Raw genomic sequence first — 19,799 nt, 5'->3', positions numbered from 1 at the left:
GCGCTGCAGGCAGAAATCTGCATAATGCAGTGCCCTGATCTTCATGTATGAGAGGGGAATAGGAATGAAGGGACGAAACGCGACACAGCGGGATTTTATAAATGGGCTGCTGTTTTCATCTCCGTGGATTCTGGGCTTTCTGGCTTTTAGTGTATATCCACTGATAAGCTCTCTGTATTACAGCCTTACAAAGTTTAATGCCGTAACAGCTCCGCAGTGGGTGGGACTTGATAATTTCAAAGACATCTTTAGTGATCCTCTTGTTTGGAAGAGCCTGGGAAATACCTTATTTATGGCCTTTGTATCTACGCCCATCAACCTGTTCGTAGCGCTGCTTCTGGCCAGCATCGTATGCGCCAATTTTAAGGGGCGGGGGTTTGTCAGGACAGCATTTTTCCTGCCTTCCGTAATCCCCATGGTTGCTGCGACTATGGTATGGATCTGGATGTTTGACCCTACCTACGGTTACATCAATAACGTATTAAGCTGGTTTGGCATCAACGGACCGGCATGGCTGATGGATGCCCATTATACCAAGTGGGCGCTGGTCCTCATGGGAACGTGGAACACCGGTACCATGATGCTGGTCTGTATGTCAGCTTTACAGTCCGTGCCAAAAAGTTACTACGAATCAGCCGAGATCGACGGAGCCGGAAAAGCTTCCAGATTCTTCTATATTACGGTACCATGCATTGCTCATGTTCTTGTGTATCAGGCCATTTTAAGCATCATAAATGCATTCCAGTATTTCCAGCAGGTATACATCATTATTACCGCTAATGCCGGAGTAAAAGGCGGAAGTGCCGCCGGCGGTCCTGAGAATTCCATTCTCATGTATCCGCTGTATGTATTCCATAATGCATTTACTTATTTAAAGATGGGTAAGGCTTCGGCAATGGCGTGGCTGCTGTTTGTCATTGTTGCGATTCTGACGGTTATTATGACAAAGGTAACAAGAAAAGCAACAGAAAATGCCGGAGGTGAATAAGGATGAAGAAATATATAAGCAAAATTTTATTTTTTGCTATGGTTGCCGTGCTGGCTTTGATTTTCATATCACCCTTTATGGTAATGGTGCTCACTTCTTTCAAGACCAACAACGATGCATTCACTATTCCGGTAAGGCTGTTTCCCCGTGAATGGGTGAAGGAAAACTATCCGGCAGCCTTTGCAGCAATCCCATATTTTAAGTACATGGGAAATACGGTGTTTATCACGGCTATTTCACTCATAGGCCAGCTTCTGGTCACGCCTATGGTCGCATATTCACTGGTGAAAATCAGATGGAAAGGCGCTGACATCATCTCAGGCCTGGTCATGGCGACGATGATGATACCTATAACAGTCACCATGGTGCCTTTGTATAAGATTTATTCTAAGCTGGGGCTTACCAATACATACGTTCCCCTGATCCTTCCTGCATTTTTTGGAAAGGCATATTATATTGTTATTGTCCGGCAGTTTTTTGCAGGCATTCCTAACAGCCTGATTGAGGCGGGGAAAATCGACGGTGCCACAGAATTCCAGCGTTATTATAAAATCGCACTTCCCCTTTGTAAACCGGTTTTGACTACGATCGGGATATATGCCTTTTTAGATGCATGGAGTGATTATTTGTATCCTTTGATTTTTATAACAAAGCCAGGTATGTATACCCTTTCTCTGGGTCTTCAGCAGTATATGAGTGAGTATTCCATAGACTGGGCAAGGCTGATGGCGGCGGCAGTTGTATTTGTTCTCCCGGTCATTGTATGCTTTGCGGTTTTCCAGAAAAACTTTGTGGAAGGAATTGCAACCAGTGGTTTGAAGGCGTAATGAGCAGGTGAAACTATGCGAAAAATACAATCATTAAATGGGGTTTGGAAATGGCAACCCGTAGGAACCTCCCACGATGCCGTATATACGGGAGAAGTGCCGGGAACGGTGATCAGCCATATGCTGAAACATAAGCTGATCGAGGATCCTTATTGGAGATGCAACGAGTATGCTGTCCGGGAATTGATGGCAAATGATTATCTTTATAAGAGAAGCTTTCCGGTGACAGGAGAGGATTTGGATTTTTCCCGCGCAGAACTTGTCTGTGCCGGGATTGATACCATTGCCTCCATCCGCATCAACGACTGCCTGGTGGCGGAAACCAGGGATATGCACAGAGCCTACCGTTTCCCTGTAAAAGAGTACTTACAGGAAGGGGAAAACCGGATAGAGGTCTTATTTCACTCCCCGCTGGAGTTTGTAAGGAAAGAGGATGAGGAAAATGATATCTTCTATGCCTCCACCGGATGTATCCACGGAAATGCGGCACTTCGCAAGGCTCATTATATGTTTGGATGGGACTGGGGTCCCCAGCTTCCGGATATGGGAATTTTCCGGGATATAGCCATAGAATATTTCAGCGAAGCAAAGCTTCAGGATGTCCATATCCGGCAGGAGCATGGGAGCAGCGGCAGAGTAGGACTGAAATTTGAGGTGAAAATCAATCAGCTGTCCCTTTATGAAGAAAGACAGGAAAACAGGCAGACATGGCTTACTGAGACTGAAATAACAGATCCGGAAGGCAGGCATGTATCCAGGACAGTCCGTAACAGCGGAGAATGGCAGTATGAAGAAATCATTCCCCACCCCCGGATATGGTGGCCCAACGGTTTGGGAGAGCATCCCTTATACAGGGTGAACATCCGCCTGCTAGATGAGGCGGGAACCTGCCATGATACCTATGAGTGCCGGATCGGCCTTCGGACCGTGACCGTCAGCACAGATAAAAATGAATACGGAAACGAGTTTGCCATTACGGTAAACGGTATAAAAATATTTACCATGGGAGCAAATTATATTCCGGAAGATAATATTTTAACAAGGGTGTCCAAGGAGAGGACTGCACGGCTGATCGAAGACTGTGCCTCCGCAAACTTCAATTGCTTAAGAGTCTGGGGCGGAGGTTATTACCCTGATGATTATTTCTATGATAAATGCGATGAAGAAGGAATATTAATCTGGCAGGACCTGATGTTTGGATGCAATGTCTATGCATTAAACGACACCTTTGAAGAGGACATTGTGGAAGAAACAAAGGACAATGTGCGCCGTTTAAGGCACCATGCTTGTCTGGCCCTGTGGTGCGGAAATAATGAGATGGAATGGGGCTGGGCAGATGAGTGGGCAAGGCTGAAAGGCCATCACCCCAAATATAAAGCGGACTATACAAAGATCTTTGAATATATACTTCCCCGGGCAATTAAGGCCTGTGATGACACTACCTTTTTCTGGCCATCTTCTCCGTCTTCGGGAGGAGCCTTTGACAATCCCAATGCGACCAACCGGGGAGATCAGCATTACTGGGAGGTCTGGCATTCAGGAAAGCCATTTACGGAATATGGTGACTTCAGCTTTTGCTCAGAATACGGATTTCAATCCTTTCCGCACAGCAAAACCATAGCCTCCTTTACCCTGCCGGAGGACCGGAATATTTTCAGCAGGGTCATGGAATCCCACCAGAAAAACCCGGCGGCTAATGGAAAAATATTAAACTACATAGCAGATTACTTCCTTTATCCAAAGGATACGGATTCTCTGGCATATATCTCCCAGATCCTCCAGTTAAAGGCTATTGAATACGGTGTGGAACATTGGAGAAGAAAGCGGGGGCAATGCATGGGCTCTCTCTACTGGCAGCTCAATGACTGCTGGCCGGTGGCATCCTGGGCGGGCATTGACTATTACGGACGCTGGAAAGCGCTCCATTACGGAGCGCGCAGGTTTTATGCGCCTTTTACCATTTCCATCGGTGAAGAGAAGGAACTCTCTCCTCATGTTTCCTATTATGTTCATAATGATACCAGGGAGGAACAGCAGTGCAGAGCGGAAATTTTCCTTAAGGATCATAAGTTCCGCGTATTATGGGAAGAAGCATGGGAAGGGAAACTGCCGGCGCTGTCGGTGTTAAAGTGCATGGAAACGGATTTTTCCCCATGGACCGGTGATGAGGCCCTTTGTTCTTCTGTTTTTTCCGTATTCCGGCTATACAGGGGAGAAGAACTTCTTTCGGAACGGACGGTGTTGTTTGTAAAACCAAAGCATTTTGATTATAATGCCCCGGCTTATGATGTTTCGGTTTCAGAATCAGAGCATAGCTTTGATATTACGGTGAAAGCTTCCTGTTTCTGCCAGTATGTGGAGCTTTACTTTAAAGACTTTGATGTTATTTTCTCTGATAACTTTTTTGATATCACTTCGCCGGAAGGAGTTACCGTTCACGTAAGCAAAAAAGACTTTAAAGACCAGATGAGCCCAGACCAGGTGAAAGAAAACCTGGTGGTACGGAGTGTGGCTGACAGTTATGAAAGCTGAGAAGGGAGGAAATAAAGATGAAACTTACACAGGAACAGATACAACAGTTAGAGACACCCTGCCTGGTTATTGATGTAGATCTGGCGGAAAAAAATATAAGAAGGATGCAGGAAGCAGCTGATCAGGCCGGCTGCCGGCTGCGCCCTCATATCAAGACCCATAAAATGCCCTTATTTGCCGAAATGCAGAGGAAGGCCGGTGCAAGCGGGATCACCTGTGCCAAGGTAAGCGAAGCGGAGGTCATGGCTGACGGAGGCATGGAGGATGTTTTTATAGCTTATCCTATGGTCGGGAATTTCCGTGTCCAGAGGGCGATTGCGTTGGCAAAAAGGATCAAAAGGCTTATTTTGACCATTGACAGCCTGGAAGGTGCGAAGGCGCTGAATCAGGCAGCTTCTGACCAGGATATGATCCTGGAAGTCCGTATGGAGATCGATACGGGAGCCGGACGCACGGGAGTGCCCATGGACCGGGCGGTGGAGCTGGCCCTTGCCCTTAAGCAGATGAAGCATTTAAACCTCACAGGTATATTTACGTTTAAGAGCCTGATCTTATCCGGCAAGCCAACGGAGGACAATTTGCTGGCTGCTGAGGAAGAAGGAAACATGATGGCTGAAACTGCCAGGATGTTGAAAGACGCGGGAGTGGAGATACAGGACATCAGCGCCGGTTCTTCCCCCACCGGTGTCCAGGTAGCACAGACGGGAATGGTAAATGAGATCCGCCCTGGCACCTATATTTTTGATGATTTTATGCTGACCAAGGAAAAGGTAGCCCATATCAGTGAGATCGCTGTCCGGTTCTATGCGACGGTAGTCAGCTGCCAGCATTCGGAATATGCCGTGGTGGACGGAGGAACCAAGTGCTTTCCAACGGATGTGGTTCCGGGACAGCCGCCGTTTTACTATCCCGGATATGCGGTGGTGGAAGGAGATGACAATCTAAAGCTGTCACGGATGAATGAAGAGCATGGGATCATCACGGCCATTAACGGGGAGACCGGGCTGCAAGTGGGTCAGGTTCTGTCCCTGATCCCTATCCATGTATGTACGGCTGTTAATATGCAGAATTCTGTTTATATTCTGGAAAATGGTTCTCTCAGAAAACAAAAAGTAGATGCAAGAGGGATGCTGATATGAGTTATATTCTGATCAAAAACGGACTGATTTATGACGGAAGCGGAGAACCGCCGTATCAGAGCGACATTCTCATAGAGGGGGAAAAAATTATTGATATTGCCACGGATATTGAAAAGAAAGACGCCCAGGTGATCGATGCTTCCGGGAAGGCGGTAACTCCCGGTTTCATTGACATTCACCGTCATTGCGATATTGCGCCTTTTACAAACCCTCATTTTGGGGAAATAGAGCTGGCCCAGGGGATCACCACCACCTTTGTGGGAAACTGCGGTCTTGCACCTGTGCCTTCGGTTCCTTCGTGGAGGAAGGAACTATATGATTACCTGGAGCCGGTGATCGGAAGACTTCCTGATGATCTGGCCTTTGAAACCTATGAAGATTACAGGAAAGCCCTGGAAGCAGCAGACCTGCCGCTCAACATGGGATTTTTTGCGGCTTCGGACAGCATCAAGGTAGCTTTAAAGGGGTTTGGAAGCAAAGCATATACGGAAGAAGAGCTTAAAAAGGCTCAGGAGTATGTGAAAGATGCATTGGCCCAGGGAGCCTTTGGGATTACGCTGGGAATCATGTATCAGCCGGAATGCTATTCAAACAGGGAGGAGCTTACGGCAGTTGTAAAGGCAGCTGCCGGAAATGGCGGCATTCTCTGTACCCACATCCGGGGAGAGGGGGACAGCCTGGTGGAGTCGGTGGAAGAAGTGATCGATGTGGCGGCAAAGGCAGGGGTTCCCTTAAATATCAGCCATTTGAAATCAACGGGAATCAAGAACTGGAATAGCAAGATATTCGAGGCGATTCAGAGGATTGAACAGGCAAGGGAATCAGGGCAGGATGTCACTGCGGATTTTTACCCCTATGACGGCGGTTCCACCACCCTCCAGTCCTTACTTCCACCAACCATTATGGAAGAGTCCTTTGAGGCTCTGGTTAAAGGATTATCAGGTCCAGAGGGGAAAGAGAGGCTGCGCTCAGAGTTAAATAAGGTTCACCAGGGCTGGGATAATATGTCGGAAAGCATTGGCTGGGATCGGATCATCATCAGCTCCGTCACCCTTGAGAAAAATGCATTTATGCAGGGACAGACAATCGGAGCGCTGGCGGAAAAGCTGGAATATGAAGAACCTTCCGATCTGGTGGCGGACCTACTTGTGGAGGAAAACGGGAAAGTGGGAATTATTGTGTTAAGCATGTCCCAGCAGGATGTGGATGCGGTGGCCTGCCTCCCCTTTACCCTATTGATTTCTGACTCCCTGTACGGCGGTGACGGAAAGAACGCCCATCCCCGCCTCCTTGGGACGACTGCCAGATTTTTAAATGATTTTGTTATAAAGCGAAAGGTGCTGTCCATGGAGCAGGCCATCAGTAAGATGACCTATCAGCCTGCAAAACGGATGGGCCTGGAAAACAGGGGGCTTTTAAGGCCCGGATACCAGGCAGATGTGCTGGTATTTCAGCCGGAGAGTTTCTTAGATCATGCAGATTACACCGGAAAGCATGACCCGTGTACGGGCATGGGCCTGGTGCTGGTGGGGGGAAAACAGGTGCTGGCAGACGGCATTCTTGTGGACCGCACCAGTGGGAAGCTGTTAAGAAAGGGCTTTAAATAAATTGAAGGAACCCCCTTCCAGGCATACTTATATGCCCTGAGAAGCCGGGCAGAAAAAAGGAAAGAAGGAAGCAGACATGAATATTTATGAAAAACTGAAGGAACTTAATTTGGAGATCCCGGCAGCTCCGCCTAAAGGAGGAGTATATGCCCCGTGCCAGGAATTTGGAAACAACCTGGTATATATATCAGGCTGCGGGCCGGTGATCGGAGGAGAAGGGATTCGTGGAAAGCTTGGAAATGAATTTACCGCAGAAGAAGGAAAAGCCTTTTCCAGAGATGCCATGTTAAATGTTCTTGCAGTGTTACAGGATAAAATCGGGGATTTGAACCGGGTTAAGCGTGCGATTAAAATTCTTACCTTTGTGGCAAGTGCAGATACCTTTTATGAGCAGCCGGCTGTGGCAAATGGAGGAAGTGAATTACTGTTACAGCTTTTAGGCCAGGAGAATGTACCGGCCCGTTCAGCCATAGGCGTCAACGTATTGCCTGGAAATATTCCTGTTGAGACGGAAGCTATATTTGAAATTGAAAAATAATCTTTTGGATGAGGGATAAAAATGGATCGTCAATTTAAAAAAAATTTAATAGAGTCATTATACGTACATTACCCCTTAAAACCGGAGTACGACAAAAGCATGGAGACCTATAATCTGAAAAAGCCGGTTTTGTCCTCCGTGAGTTTATGGGATGGAACCAGCCTGGAGCCATGGAGCTTTGACGGTGAGGGAGAAGTTCAGGTAAAGGCTGGAAATATATTGTATCTGGAAACAAAATCACGGGCAGACCACTGGCCGGAGAATGAAGTCAGGGCAAACGATGCGGCAGCAGGACTTTATGCTACCTTTGGAAGCTATATTGCAAGACTGAATGTGAAGGGGCTGGAACTGGGAAAAGGAAACCGGATATGGTTTAAGATCCGTCCCATTTGCCCCGGCCTTCACAGCCCAATCGTACGTGTCGGGTTTGTCAATAATGGGGCAACCAAGATACCGGATGTCTATTCAAGAGAAGGCTTTAATGCCATCAATCTGAAAAATAATGAATGGAATACCTGTACCTGGGAGATCGATTCCATTGCCCATGATGCAATCGAGGAAATTTCATTTAACATTCACCGCTATGGCAAGGAAGTGAGCACTGGCGATGACTTAAGATTCGAGCTTTGCGATATACAGCTTCAGGAGGTAAAACCAGGAGTCGTTCATGGATGGCAGTGTGAGGAAGAGGAAGTAGTATATTCTACAACCGGTTACTTTGCAGATGGCAGAAAAACAGCAATTGCCAATACCTCAGCCAAAGAGTTTGAAATCGTGAAAGAAGAAGACGGCTTAGAGGAAGAGGTGGCATACCGTGGACAGATTGAGAAGGTGGAAAACCATCTGGGAAGCTTCGGGGTATTGAATTTCTCGGACTTAAAAACCGAAGGTACATACAGGATCCGGTTTGGAAATACGGTAAGTGAGCGGTTTATCATAGGAAATGATGTCTTGAAAAGCACCTTATGGAAACTGACCAATTTCATGTACTGTGAGCGGTGCGGCTATCCGGTTCCTAACTGTCATGGAACCTGCCATCAGGATGTGATCGCAGAACACAACGGGGTGAAACTATTGTATGCTGGCGGCTGGCACGATGCGGCAGATGTTTCCCAGCAGACCATGCAGACGGCAGAGATCTTAGATGCCATGATCGCTTCCGCAGGGAAGGTGAAGGATTCTGATCCAATGCTGTACCGCAGAATGATGGAAGAAGCCAACTGGGGACTGGATTTTGTGCTTCGTATGCGTTTTGGAGACGGCTACCGTGCATCCCATGCGGCAATCCGCAGATGGACAGACAATTTTATCGGAAATATGGACGATTGTGAAGCAGATGTTCACAACCGGTCCTTTGAAAACTTTGTTTTTGCTGCGGTAGAAGCCGGAGCAGGAGAAGCCTTTAAGGAACTGGACCGGGAGCTGGCATGGAAGTGCGCAGATGCAGCGAAAGAGGATTTTCGTTTTGCCGATGAGCGGTTCCGGGAAGTTGGCGTGGAAGGACCCTATCATTTGCTGGAACATACGGCAGGCTCCAGTCTTTCCCAATACTATGCGGTTGCAGCATGGGCTGCGGCCAGGATTTACAAGATTACCGGAGACAGCTATTTTTATGATAAGGCTGCCGAATTTGCAGATAAGGTGATTTCCTGCCAGGAAACCAGGAATGACCTGCCCATGAGGGGATTCTTCTGCAGAGATGAAAGCAAAACACATATCGTCCATTTCTCCCATCAGGCGAGGGATCAGGTTTTTGCCATGGCCCTGGCAGAGGTATGCGGTGCACTTGCAGAGCATGAAAACAAGGCCGTGTGGGAAGAAGGCTTAAAGCTTCATGGGGAGTATTTAAAAGGCCTACAGAAATATACGGCTCCTTATGGCATGCTGCCGGCCGGAATCCATCACATCAGCGAGGCAGAGGACCAGGAAGCCTTCCATGTGGTGCACCCAAAGGTTGATTATGAAAGAGAACGGGGCAATTATGTGGAACAGCTGAAGCAGGGCATTGATCTTGGAGATGGATACTATATAAGAACCTTCCCGGTGTGGTTCTCTTACCGCGGAAACTCAGCGATCCAGCTGTCCATGGGAAAAGCGGCTTCCATCATAGGAACATATTTCGGTGATGGGGAGTTAATTGAAATTGCCAGAGAGCAGCTTTACTGGACCCTTGGAAAGAACCCCTTCGGCCAGTCTCTGATCTACGGGGAAGGAAACCATTACGGCCAGGAATATACGGCTTTGCTTGGAGAAACTGTTGGAGAGATGCCGGTTGGCGTCCAGACCAGAGGGAATGAAGACCTTCCTTATTGGCCGCCTGCTAATATAGCTACATATAGAGAAGTGTGGACAACGCCGCCGGGACGTTTTATGTGGGTCGCAGCTGATTTGATTTAAGTGTAAGGCGACTGCTTACGGCCAGTTATTTCGATATGAAGATCGGAATCCCGGAAAAACGGGCAATTGATGTGGCAGTTGATATGGCAGTTGATATGGCGGAAAGCTATATAAAAGAAATGTAAACGGATATCTTACAGAGGAGGTCTCAAAAGTAATTTTAAAACTCATTACAATATCTACAATATCATTGTATGAAGTTGAAAAAATTCGCTTTTGAGGCCTCCTCTTTCTTTGTGTATAGACTTAGAAATAAGCCGGGTTCTCCCTTCCTTCCCTTCCTCCCATCTGTGGTTATCGTATGATGAACGGAGAGGAAGGTGAGCAGCAGGAAGTCCCTGTTTTACTCTCTCTATCTATTTCTTCTCAGCATATTAAAAAGGGAAAGGCTATAAAACACAACTGCAGTACAAAGTAAGACCACAATGCTGGCCGTCGCCGTCACCTCATGCCCTCCAAAGCGGAAAGTCACTCCCATGTACTCCTTAAATTCTTCTAAATAGATGTCAGGTATTCCGTCAAAAGATTTCCCCATGGGCACCTCCATCATCACCTGGCGAAACAGAGATGCGCCATGGGAAACAGGAAATGCTTTTATAACCGTTTGCACCGATGCAGGCAAAGTTCCTATGGGAAGATATATGCCGGTCAGAAACCCGATCAGAGTGCCAAGAATGGTACTGGCTGTGCTGAATGCGCTATGGGTCTTGAAAAAAGACACCACAAAGCAAACCAAAGAGGTATTAGTTAATGCCGTAAGAAGTATTAACAAAAAGACCTTGATGAAGGCCATTGGAGTAAGCCATTCTCCGCCGCTGTTCACAATATAAATTTCCCCAACCACAGCCATAACAAGGGACATAATTACACCAATTAAAAAAGAGCTTCCAATATAACCTCCAGTTATGCTGCTTCTTTTGATGGGGGAAGAATCAAAATCCTTATTGATCTTTAGGACTTTATCATCGATCATAATACCAAACGCGCCCATTGTGGTTGTCATGGAAGTCACTGTAAGAAGTCCTGACACCAGCCAGCTGTTCATCAAGGCATGGGCATTCTTAAGATCCTTCATGGAATCGTTCATCCATACATCTCCTAAAAACAATGCATAAAGCCCGATTATTATGAAAACGGACATCAGAGAAAAAAATACTGTGAGTCTGTCACGAAAAAACAGCTTCAAATTACGTTCTATAAAAATATTCAATGTCTCAGCTCCTTTCCTGTAATGCTGATAAAGGCCTCATCCATGGTACCCTGCAGGACCTGAAAGCTGTTGATATAGCTTTGGCATTTTTCTACTATGGGAATAGCTGCCATAGTATCCGGCAGCTTTACAACAAACTCGCTTGCCGAAATGGTGAAATCCAGCTTTAGTTCCTCCAAGGTTTGCCGCAGGGATGTTTCATCCAGAATGGACATTCTCAAGGTGTCTGTGGTATACCGCGTCTTTAATGCGGCAGGCGTGCCCTTGGCTGCGATTTCCCCGTGATCGATGACAATCACATAATCCGATTCAGCGGCTTCTTCCATGTAATGGGTCGTCAGAAAAACCGTCATACCTGTTTTTATTTGAAGCTGTCTGATTGTATTCCAAATGCTTTTCCGAGTTTGAGGATCAAGACCGGTAGTCGGTTCGTCAAGGAACAGGATTTGGGGCGTATGGATCAGCGCACGGGCAATATCTGCCCTGCGACGCTGACCGCCTGAAAGTTTCCCGTAAGGCCGGTCTGCTAATTCACTCAATTCCGTTGCTGCCACGGCTTCAGATACGGCATTTTTGATCCTGGCTTTATCCGATGTATATAAGCCTGCCCGGATGGTCAGATTTTCTCTTACAGTCAGTAACGTGTCAAGCACACTGTCCTGGAATACTACGCCGATCATTTCCCGGATAGCCTGACTATCGTGCCGAAGGTCAAGTCCGTTGATCGTGATTTCTCCTTTATCAAAATCCAATAAGGTACATAAAATATCAATGGTAGTGGATTTTCCTGCCCCATTAGGACCAAGAAAGGAAAACAGTTTCCCCTGCTCCACATAAAAACTGATATCCTTTACCGCATTTATTTTGCCGTAATTTTTTCTTAGGTCGGCTACCTCTATAATTTTGTTCATAGTATGATCTCCCATAGGCAAAGCAGGTTTTAAAAAGGACGGAAAGCTTGAATGAGCAAACCGTCCAGGCATTATAATTATAATTGGTAATGTCGTTTCAGACTTTCATTTATCTGGAATGCCAGTGATTTCCGGCAACCTCGATTTTCTTCAAAGAACAAAAGATAACTTAAAAATAATCACTTGTTATAGACCGTAGCTTTTATGCTAAAGGACATTGGGAACTTATCCGTATTATAATCATAATTGAAAAGTCCATCTCCTGTATTGTGCAAGCCCCCGGCATCAAAAAAGTTTTCCTTAAATTCATTGAAATGCTCGATATGCAGTCCCGCAGAAGCAAGAGAATTGATTAAATCAGAAACCGTATACATCCAAAAATATGCCTTAACACCATGCTTTGGCTCAGAGGCATATCCGCCGATAGAATCATCAATATCGGGATATTTCCCGAAATAAGGATACTTTATTTCCATCACATTGTTGGCAAGCTTCTGTTCATCCATTGCAAGAAAAAACGGATGGCTGTCAAAAACGTAGAAAAATCCATCATCCTTGAGTAAATGCCGTATGGTTTCTCCCCATTTTTTAAGGTCAGGAAGCCAACCGATTGCCCCCTCGGATACGAATACGACATCATATTTTTCGTTATGACAATCCATAAACTTCATGATGTCGGATTCTATAAAATCAATATTAGTAATATTCAAATCTTCTGCCAGCTTTTTTGCATAGTGGATATTATCCGGCACCAGGTCAACGCCTGTGGCACTGGCTCCCATTCTGGCAAGCAATATCGTATCTGCGCCGGTATTACATTGTAGATGTATGATCTTTTTGCCGCTCAAGTCTCCAAGTTCATTCAGAATATATTTATTGAATTTATGGCTGCAATCCAAAAGAGATTTCTTAAATGCAAAATAGTGATCTTGTGAAACCTGGCTCCATGCGTGTTTGTTTGAATCAATCTCGTTCATATTCCCGCCTCCGTAATCATTGAAATTGTAAATTTCATTCATGGATTTTCAATGCTATGAATACCCTGTTACCGGACTATTTGGCTTTTGATCCATGATTCCATATTATACCATTCCTTGTATGGCAGAACAAGCTTTGCATGATTATTCAATATGCAAATTATAGCAGAAACCGGACGAAGAAAAAAAGGAGGAAATGCAGCAACCATGGGCAGAATGGGCAGTTAAACGAACAAGAATCAGTTTTTATTGTTGATTGTTGGTTCATGGTATTTGGCAAGAAGGTATGAGCCGGAATGGACACAATACGTGTTTGAAATTAAGGATTTTTCGAACAAATGTTTGCAATAAGAAAAAAGATATGATATAATAGAAAAAATCAGTTACTAAGTAATTCAGGTGCGGGCTAGATACGGTCCGCATTCTATTGTTCTCATATTCAGAATTATAGTTTATTACAGGAGTATATTATGGCTAAACAGTATATCAAGATAAGAGGCGCCAATGAGCACAACTTAAAGAATATTTCCGTGGATATTCCAAGGAATGAGCTGGTTGTTTTAACCGGCCTCAGCGGTTCGGGAAAGTCTTCCCTGGCTTTTGATACCATCTATGCCGAAGGGCAGAGACGATATATGGAGTCTCTTTCCTCCTATGCCCGGCAGTTCTTAGGGCAGATGGAAAAGCCGGATGTGGAAAGCATCGAAGGACTTTCACCGGCCATTTCCATTGACCAGAAGTCTACCAACCGCAACCCCCGTTCGACAGTGGGCACAGTTACAGAGATTTATGATTATATGAGGCTTTTGTACGCCAGAATCGGCATTCCTCACTGTCCAAAGTGCGGGCGGGAGATCCGCAAGCAGACCATTGATCAGATGGTGGATCAAATTATGGAGCTGCCGGAACGGACGAAGATCCAGCTTCTGGCCCCGGTTGTCCGTGGACGGAAGGGGGAGCATGCGAAGGTTTTGGAGCACGCCCGGAGAAGTGGATACGTAAGAGTGCGCATTGACGGAAATCTATATGAGCTTTCCGAGGAAATCAAGCTGGATAAGAATATCAAACACAGCATCGAGGTGGTAGTGGATCGTCTTGCGATTCGGGAAGGGATCGAAAAGCGTCTGACTGACTCCATTGAGACAGTTTTGGATCTGGCAGGCGGACTGATGACCGTAGATGTAGTGGATGGACAACCCATAAACTTCAGCCAGAGCTTTTCCTGTCCGGACTGCGGTATCAGCATTGATGAGGTGGAGCCCAGAAGCTTTTCCTTTAACAATCCTTTTGGCGCCTGCCCGGACTGTTTTGGGCTTGGATATAAGATGGAATTTGACGAGGATCTGATGATTCCGGATAAGAGCTTAAGTATTGACCAGGGAGCCATTGTGGTGCTGGGCTGGCAGTCCTGTACGGATAAGGGAAGCTATACCCGGGCTGTTTTGGAGGCTCTTGCCAAAGAATATAAATTCCGGCTGGATACTCCTTTTGAGGATTATCCTAAGGAAATCCATGATGTTCTCATCAATGGAACCAATGGAAAGGAAATCAAGGTTCATTACAAAGGACAGCGGGGAGAGGGCATTTATGACGTGGCATTTGAAGGCCTTGTTCAAAATGTTGCCCGTAGATACCGGGAGACTTACTCCGAGTCCTCTAAGGCGGAGTATGAATCCTTTATGCGTATCACTCCCTGTCCTTCCTGCGGCGGCATGAGGCTTAAGAAGGAGTCCCTGGCTGTAACAGTAGGAGATAAGAACATTTATGAAGCTACCAACATGTCCATTGTCAAGTTCCGGAATTTTATGGACGAGATGGAGCTGACCCCTATGCAGCACGCCATTGGAGACCTGATTTTAAAGGAAATACGGGCCAGAATTTCGTTCCTTATTGATGTTGGACTTGACTATCTGACCCTGACCCGTGCTACCGGAACCTTGTCCGGCGGCGAAGCCCAGAGAATCCGTCTGGCGACCCAGATCGGCTCCGGCCTGGTAGGCGTTGCTTACATTCTGGACGAGCCAAGCATCGGACTTCATCAGAGAGATAATGATAAATTGTTAAAGACCCTTTTGCACCTTAGGGATCTGGGAAACAGCGTGATCGTGGTGGAGCATGATGAGGATACCATGATGGCGGCAGATTACATTGTGGATATCGGCCCTGGAGCCGGGGAACACGGTGGAAATGTGGTGGCTACGGGGAATGCCAAGCAGATCATGAAGAATAAGGATTCCATTACAGGCGCGTACTTAAGCGGGCGGATTCAAATCCCGATTCCCAAGGAGAGAAGACAGCCTGCCGGTTATCTTACCGTTAAAGGAGCTGCGGAGAACAATTTAAAAAATATTGATGTGACCTTCCCCCTGGGAGTCATGACCTGCGTAACCGGTGTGTCCGGTTCCGGAAAGAGTTCTCTGGTCAACGAGATCCTTTATAAATCCTTGGCAAAAAAACTGAACCGAGCCAGGATCATTCCGGGAAAGCATAAGGCAATTGAGGGAACGGAGCAGCTGGATAAGATCATTGCCATCGACCAGTCCCCTATTGGACGGACGCCAAGGTCCAATCCGGCAACTTATACGGGAGTATTTGATTTGATCCGCGACTTGTTTGCTTCCACCTCTGATGCAAAGGCAAAGGGATATTCCAAGGGGCGTTTCAGTTTTAACGTAAAAGGCGGACGATGTGAAGCCTGCAGCGGCGATGGAATCATTAAAATTGAGATGCATTTCCTTCCGGATGTCTATGTTCCCTGCGAAGTCTGCGGCGGAAAGCGGTATAACCGGGAAACTTTGGATATAAAATACAAAGGAAAAAATATCTATGACGTCTTAAACATGACAGTAGAGGAAGCGCTGAAATTTTTTGAAAATGTTCCTTCTATTGCAAGGAAGATCGCCACGCTCAATGATGTGGGACTTTCCTATATCAGACTTGGGCAGCCGTCTACGGAGCTTTCCGGAGGTGAAGCCCAGAGAATCAAACTGGCTACAGAATTGAGCAAGCGAGGAACCGGAAAGACCATTTACATTCTGGACGAGCCTACGACTGGTCTTCATTTTGCGGATGTCCATAAGCTGATCGAGATTTTACGCAAGCTTTCGGATGGGGGCAATACAGTGATTGTTATTGAACACAACCTGGATGTGATCAAGACTGCGGATTACCTCATTGACATCGGACCGGAGGGCGGCGAAAAGGGCGGTACGATAATTGCCCAGGGTACGCCGGAAGAGGTTGCAGAATGTCCTTCCTCATACACAGGGTATTATGTAAAACGGTATTTGGAATAGGCTGCTGGCCGAATGAGATAAGACTTATAAGAACTTCTTTTCGCTTTCAATTTGTGAATCAAGTAGATGTGCAGGCATGTCTACTTGATTCATTCGTTTATAATAATGTTAAAAAGATGGAACAATAGAGCAGGGAAGATTTCAAGAAAATGCTTGTCAAGCAAGTGGAAGTAGAATATAATGTAACCCAAAGCTTTATTTGTTGAAGATGAAATTAGGAGGAATACCGTGGAAAGAGAAATGATTATCGTTCTGGATTTCGGTGGACAATACAACCAGCTGATTGCCAGAAGAGTCAGAGAATGCAATGTTTACTGTGAGGTTCATCCCTACACACTGTCACTGGATAAGATTAAGGAAATGAATCCGAAAGGAATCATTTTTACAGGCGGTCCAAACAGCGTGTATAAGGAGGATTCCCCACTCTGTTCAAAGGAAATCTTTGATATGGGAATACCGATCCTGGGAATCTGCTACGGCACCCAGGTTATGGCATATATGCTGGGCGGCAAAGTTGCCACAGCACCTGTCAGTGAATTCGGAAAGACAGAAGTTGACGTGGAGACTAACAGTAAAATTTTAGAAAATATAAGTTCCAAGACAGTCTGCTGGATGAGCCATACGGATTACGTAGAGAAAGCGCCGGAAGGGTTCCATGTTACAGCTCATACACCGGTATGCCCGGTTGCTGGTATGGAATGTGAAGAACGCGGCCTTTATGCCGTGCAGTTCCATCCTGAGGTTATGCATACCCAGGAAGGCACCAAAATGCTTTCCAATTTTATTTATAATGTCTGCAAGTGTTCCGGTGACTGGAAGATGGATTCCTTTGTGGAGGCTTCCATTGAGACCATCAGGGAAAAGGTTGGAGACGGCAAGGTGCTTTGTGCCTTATCCGGCGGTGTAGACTCTTCCGTAGCTGCAGTTATGCTGGCTAAAGCTGTAGGAAAACAGCTTACCTGCGTATTTGTTGACCATGGTCTTCTTCGTAAGAACGAGGGAGATGAGGTTGAGGCCGTATTTGGACCTGAGGGACCTTACGACTTGAATTTTATTCGTGTTAACGCACAGGAACGCTTCTATGGCAAGCTGGCAGGAGTGGAAGATCCTGAGACAAAGCGCAAGATCATTGGCGAGGAATTTATCCGCGTATTTGAAGAAGAAGCTAAGAAGATCGGAACAGTGGATTTCTTTGTACAGGGAACCATTTATCCTGACGTGATCGAGTCCGGTCTTGGAAAGTCAGCTGTGATCAAGTCCCATCATAATGTGGGAGGACTTCCTGAGCATGTGGATTTTAAAGAGATCATTGAGCCTTTGAGACTTCTGTTTAAGGATGAAGTGAGAAGAGCAGGTCTGGAGCTCGGGATTCCGGAATACCTGGTTTACCGTCAGCCATTCCCAGGTCCAGGACTTGGAGTCCGTATCATCGGTGCAATTACTCCTGAGAAGGTAAAAATCGTACAGGAGGCTGATGCCATCTATAGAGAAGAGATTGCCAAGGCTGGTGTTGATAAGGGACTGGGACAGTACTTTGCGGCATTGACCAATATGCGTTCTGTTGGATGCATGGGAGATGAAAGAACCTATGATTATGCCATTGCATTAAGAGCGGTGCTTACCTCTGACTTTATGACGGCTGAATCTGCGGAACTGCCTTGGGAAGTTTTGGGAACAGTGACCAGACGGATTGTGAATGAAGTGAAGGGCGTGAACCGGGTGCTTTATGATTGCACGGGGAAACCGCCGGCTACAATTGAGTTCGAATGATTAGAAACAAACCTCGAAACCCGCATAAATGCTGGGTTTTCGAGGTTTGTTTTTGCTTTGTGACATTAATATGATTTTACATAGGGATTTTGAAGCAGAAGAAAAGCATATTGTGAAATGGGCCAGCGCATGTTATAATTTTCCATGAGCACCGTGTACAGGGTGGAAGCCTCCCAACTTTAAGAAGAGGGGAGGTGGTGCATATGGATACATACCAGGCCTTAAGTATATTATTTTTAGGCGGGTCATTCCTGATCGCATTACTGACCTATATAGATAGGAACAATAAGCGAAAGTAAAAATGCCTACCCTGTCAGCCAACAGGATAGGCGGTGTCCGTAAGGACGCTTAATCTCTAATGGGCTTCCACCTTGTGGGCGGTCGCTCTTTTATATTGTTATTATAAACCATATCTTTGGAAATTTCAAGGCCTACAGATATTTTATTAGCATCCCCTGCTGGCAAGACAATAGACTAAGGCCGCCCCATTTGTGTATATTTTACATTTTTGGAAGGTTATGTTACGGTAAAACCACGCAGAGAGGTTCAATATAATTTAAGACCTATCTAGGAGGAGGTGATACCAATGGTTATTTAGCAATAAAAAATTGAAAAATCTCACATAAATGAAATGGATAGGAATATGAAAAAAAAAGTATTTATCTTTGCTTCCCTTGTTACATTTTTTTTGATTTTAATTTATAGAGACAATATAAATTATAAGGAGAAAAACGATATTGTCCCCAAAAGGTCTGAAAGTACATTAGTTTTAAATGATTTTAGTGGTGTAACTATGACTGTAGAAAGTGTAGTTGATACAAAAATTACAGTGCTTATTAATTGTTCTGCTGATGATCCAGTATTATTTGGTGCAAATTATATCCTTGAAGTAAAAGATGGTCAAAAGTGGTTTTCTTTACCGGTCAATGACGATATCATGTTTACTTCTATAGCATATGAATTAGAAAAAGGGAGCAGTTTCCCATGGTCTACTGATTTTGAAATATTATATGGTAAATTACCAGCCGGCCATTATCGAATAATTAAAGGATTTAATATCAAATCACAACGGGATGCACACGAAGAATATTTTGTAAGTGCAGAATTTTGGATTTAATAGGTATTTTCTCAACACATAATCAATAACAATCTAAAAACAATTAACATAATTCACTTCGATGATAAATCAATTAATCTAAATGATGTGTGTATGTCTCACACAGTATTCCCAATAGGTCAGATTTTACAAGCCTCAATTTATTGCAATATGATAGTAATAACACCAGCATTATCTTGCATTCTTTTTTGTCGGAATGTAGTAAACTATAACGGAAGGAGCAATTGACATATGATAAAAATTTTACTCTCTTCAAGGCTGGGTGATATGAGATGGACACAAGCTGATTTAGCTCGAAAAACGGGTATTCGGCCAACAACGATCTCGGAGCTGTACCATGAGATGGTAGAAAGGGTAAATTTAGAACATTTGGATCTGATTTGTGAAGCTTTGAACTGCGATCTCAGCAACCTGATTGTATATGTGCCCAATAAAGAGCCAAAGATTGTGCATACCATCAATGGATCACCGAAGCCAAAAGACATATAGT

The 19,799-nt window shown here is 45.4% G+C and carries 15 protein-coding genes; 12 read left to right on the top strand and 3 right to left on the bottom strand.

What is annotated here, in order from left to right; translation table 11 throughout:
- The first annotated feature begins 64 nt into the window (after positions 1 to 64).
- The 7 genes from RT269_RS04140 (at position 65) to RT269_RS04110 (ending at position 10,028) form a co-directional block, all read left to right on the top strand.
- Complete coding sequence (locus RT269_RS04140; protein ID WP_313180723.1) at positions 65 to 988, top strand: carbohydrate ABC transporter permease; 924 nt, start codon at positions 65 to 67, stop codon at positions 986 to 988.
- A 2-nt stretch (positions 989 to 990) separates the two neighbouring features.
- Positions 991 to 1,815, top strand: a complete 825-nt coding sequence (locus RT269_RS04135; RefSeq protein ID WP_313180722.1) for a carbohydrate ABC transporter permease — start codon at positions 991 to 993, stop codon at positions 1,813 to 1,815.
- Between the two features lie 15 nt (positions 1,816 to 1,830).
- Positions 1,831 to 4,347: a beta-mannosidase gene (locus tag RT269_RS04130; protein WP_313180721.1), complete on the top strand. Its 2,517-nt coding sequence runs from the start codon at positions 1,831 to 1,833 to the stop codon at positions 4,345 to 4,347.
- 17 nt (positions 4,348 to 4,364) lie between these two features.
- Entirely contained in the window at positions 4,365 to 5,486 is a 1,122-nt protein-coding gene (locus RT269_RS04125) for an alanine racemase (RefSeq protein ID WP_313180720.1), read from the top strand.
- Positions 5,483 to 7,093, top strand: a complete 1,611-nt coding sequence (locus tag RT269_RS04120; RefSeq protein ID WP_313180719.1) for an N-acyl-D-amino-acid deacylase family protein — start codon at positions 5,483 to 5,485, stop codon at positions 7,091 to 7,093. The genes RT269_RS04125 and RT269_RS04120 overlap by 4 nt, the downstream gene beginning before the upstream one ends.
- A 76-nt stretch (positions 7,094 to 7,169) precedes the next feature.
- Entirely contained in the window at positions 7,170 to 7,631 is a 462-nt protein-coding gene (locus RT269_RS04115) for a RidA family protein (RefSeq protein WP_313180718.1), read from the top strand.
- Between the two features lie 21 nt (positions 7,632 to 7,652).
- Entirely contained in the window at positions 7,653 to 10,028 is a 2,376-nt protein-coding gene (locus RT269_RS04110; protein ID WP_313180717.1) for a glycoside hydrolase family 9 protein, read from the top strand.
- Between the two features lie 352 nt (positions 10,029 to 10,380).
- Here the strand turns inward: RT269_RS04110 and RT269_RS04105 are convergent, their stop codons facing one another.
- From RT269_RS04105 to RT269_RS04095, 3 genes are all read right to left on the bottom strand, one after another.
- Positions 10,381 to 11,238, bottom strand: coding sequence for an ABC transporter permease (locus RT269_RS04105; protein ID WP_313180716.1), 858 nt, complete (start codon positions 11,236 to 11,238; stop codon positions 10,381 to 10,383).
- A complete protein-coding gene (locus RT269_RS04100; protein ID WP_313180715.1) occupies positions 11,235 to 12,149 on the bottom strand; it encodes an ABC transporter ATP-binding protein in 915 nt (304 codons plus the stop codon). Before RT269_RS04100 ends, RT269_RS04105 begins: the two co-directional genes overlap by 4 nt.
- A 179-nt stretch (positions 12,150 to 12,328) precedes the next feature.
- Positions 12,329 to 13,126, bottom strand: coding sequence for a class I SAM-dependent methyltransferase (locus RT269_RS04095; RefSeq protein ID WP_313180714.1), 798 nt, complete (start codon positions 13,124 to 13,126; stop codon positions 12,329 to 12,331).
- A 470-nt stretch (positions 13,127 to 13,596) separates the two neighbouring features.
- Between RT269_RS04095 and uvrA the strand changes: the two genes are divergently transcribed.
- The 5 genes from uvrA (at position 13,597) to RT269_RS04070 (ending at position 19,798) form a co-directional block, all read left to right on the top strand.
- A complete protein-coding gene (gene uvrA, locus RT269_RS04090; RefSeq protein ID WP_313180713.1) occupies positions 13,597 to 16,422 on the top strand; it encodes an excinuclease ABC subunit UvrA in 2,826 nt (941 codons plus the stop codon).
- A gap of 228 nt (positions 16,423 to 16,650) precedes the next feature.
- On the top strand, positions 16,651 to 18,192 hold the full coding sequence (gene guaA / locus RT269_RS04085; protein WP_313180712.1) for a glutamine-hydrolyzing GMP synthase: 1,542 nt from the start codon (positions 16,651 to 16,653) through the stop codon (positions 18,190 to 18,192).
- Positions 18,193 to 18,395: 203 nt separating this feature from the next.
- Positions 18,396 to 18,491 (top strand): putative holin-like toxin, encoded by a 96-nt coding sequence (locus RT269_RS04080; RefSeq protein ID WP_235839083.1) that lies wholly within the window; start codon positions 18,396 to 18,398, stop codon positions 18,489 to 18,491.
- 344 nt (positions 18,492 to 18,835) lie between these two features.
- On the top strand, positions 18,836 to 19,309 hold the full coding sequence (locus RT269_RS04075; protein WP_313180711.1) for an immunoglobulin-like domain-containing protein: 474 nt from the start codon (positions 18,836 to 18,838) through the stop codon (positions 19,307 to 19,309).
- A 231-nt stretch (positions 19,310 to 19,540) separates the two neighbouring features.
- Entirely contained in the window at positions 19,541 to 19,798 is a 258-nt protein-coding gene (locus RT269_RS04070) for a helix-turn-helix domain-containing protein (protein WP_313180710.1), read from the top strand.
- Position 19,799 lies beyond the last annotated feature (1 nt).

The organism is Lacrimispora sp., from assembly GCF_032078915.1.
In the GTDB taxonomy this organism is placed as follows: Bacteria; Bacillota; Clostridia; order Lachnospirales; family Lachnospiraceae; genus Lacrimispora.
Note: the sequence above shows the minus strand (reverse complement) of the source record. Positions and strands in the feature narration are given on the sequence as shown.

Bases quoted from the DNA above. Each gene is read 5' to 3' on its own strand.
- uvrA (WP_313180713.1), top strand. From the start codon at position 13,597: ATGGCTAAACAGTATATCAAGATAAGAGGCGCCAATGAGCACAACTTA.
- RT269_RS04075 (WP_313180711.1), top strand. From the start codon at position 18,836: ATGAAAAAAAAAGTATTTATCTTTGCTTCCCTTGTTACATTTTTTTTG.
- RT269_RS04120 (WP_313180719.1), top strand. From the start codon at position 5,483: ATGAGTTATATTCTGATCAAAAACGGACTGATTTATGACGGAAGCGGA.
- RT269_RS04125 (WP_313180720.1), top strand. From the start codon at position 4,365: ATGAAACTTACACAGGAACAGATACAACAGTTAGAGACACCCTGCCTG.
- RT269_RS04100 (WP_313180715.1), bottom strand. From the start codon at position 12,149: ATGAACAAAATTATAGAGGTAGCCGACCTAAGAAAAAATTACGGCAAA.
- RT269_RS04140 (WP_313180723.1), top strand. From the start codon at position 65: ATGAAGGGACGAAACGCGACACAGCGGGATTTTATAAATGGGCTGCTG.
- RT269_RS04115 (WP_313180718.1), top strand. From the start codon at position 7,170: ATGAATATTTATGAAAAACTGAAGGAACTTAATTTGGAGATCCCGGCA.
- RT269_RS04130 (WP_313180721.1), top strand. From the start codon at position 1,831: ATGCGAAAAATACAATCATTAAATGGGGTTTGGAAATGGCAACCCGTA.
- RT269_RS04095 (WP_313180714.1), bottom strand. From the start codon at position 13,126: ATGAACGAGATTGATTCAAACAAACACGCATGGAGCCAGGTTTCACAA.
- RT269_RS04135 (WP_313180722.1), top strand. From the start codon at position 991: ATGAAGAAATATATAAGCAAAATTTTATTTTTTGCTATGGTTGCCGTG.
- RT269_RS04080 (WP_235839083.1), top strand. From the start codon at position 18,396: ATGGATACATACCAGGCCTTAAGTATATTATTTTTAGGCGGGTCATTC.
- RT269_RS04110 (WP_313180717.1), top strand. From the start codon at position 7,653: ATGGATCGTCAATTTAAAAAAAATTTAATAGAGTCATTATACGTACAT.
- RT269_RS04070 (WP_313180710.1), top strand. From the start codon at position 19,541: ATGATAAAAATTTTACTCTCTTCAAGGCTGGGTGATATGAGATGGACA.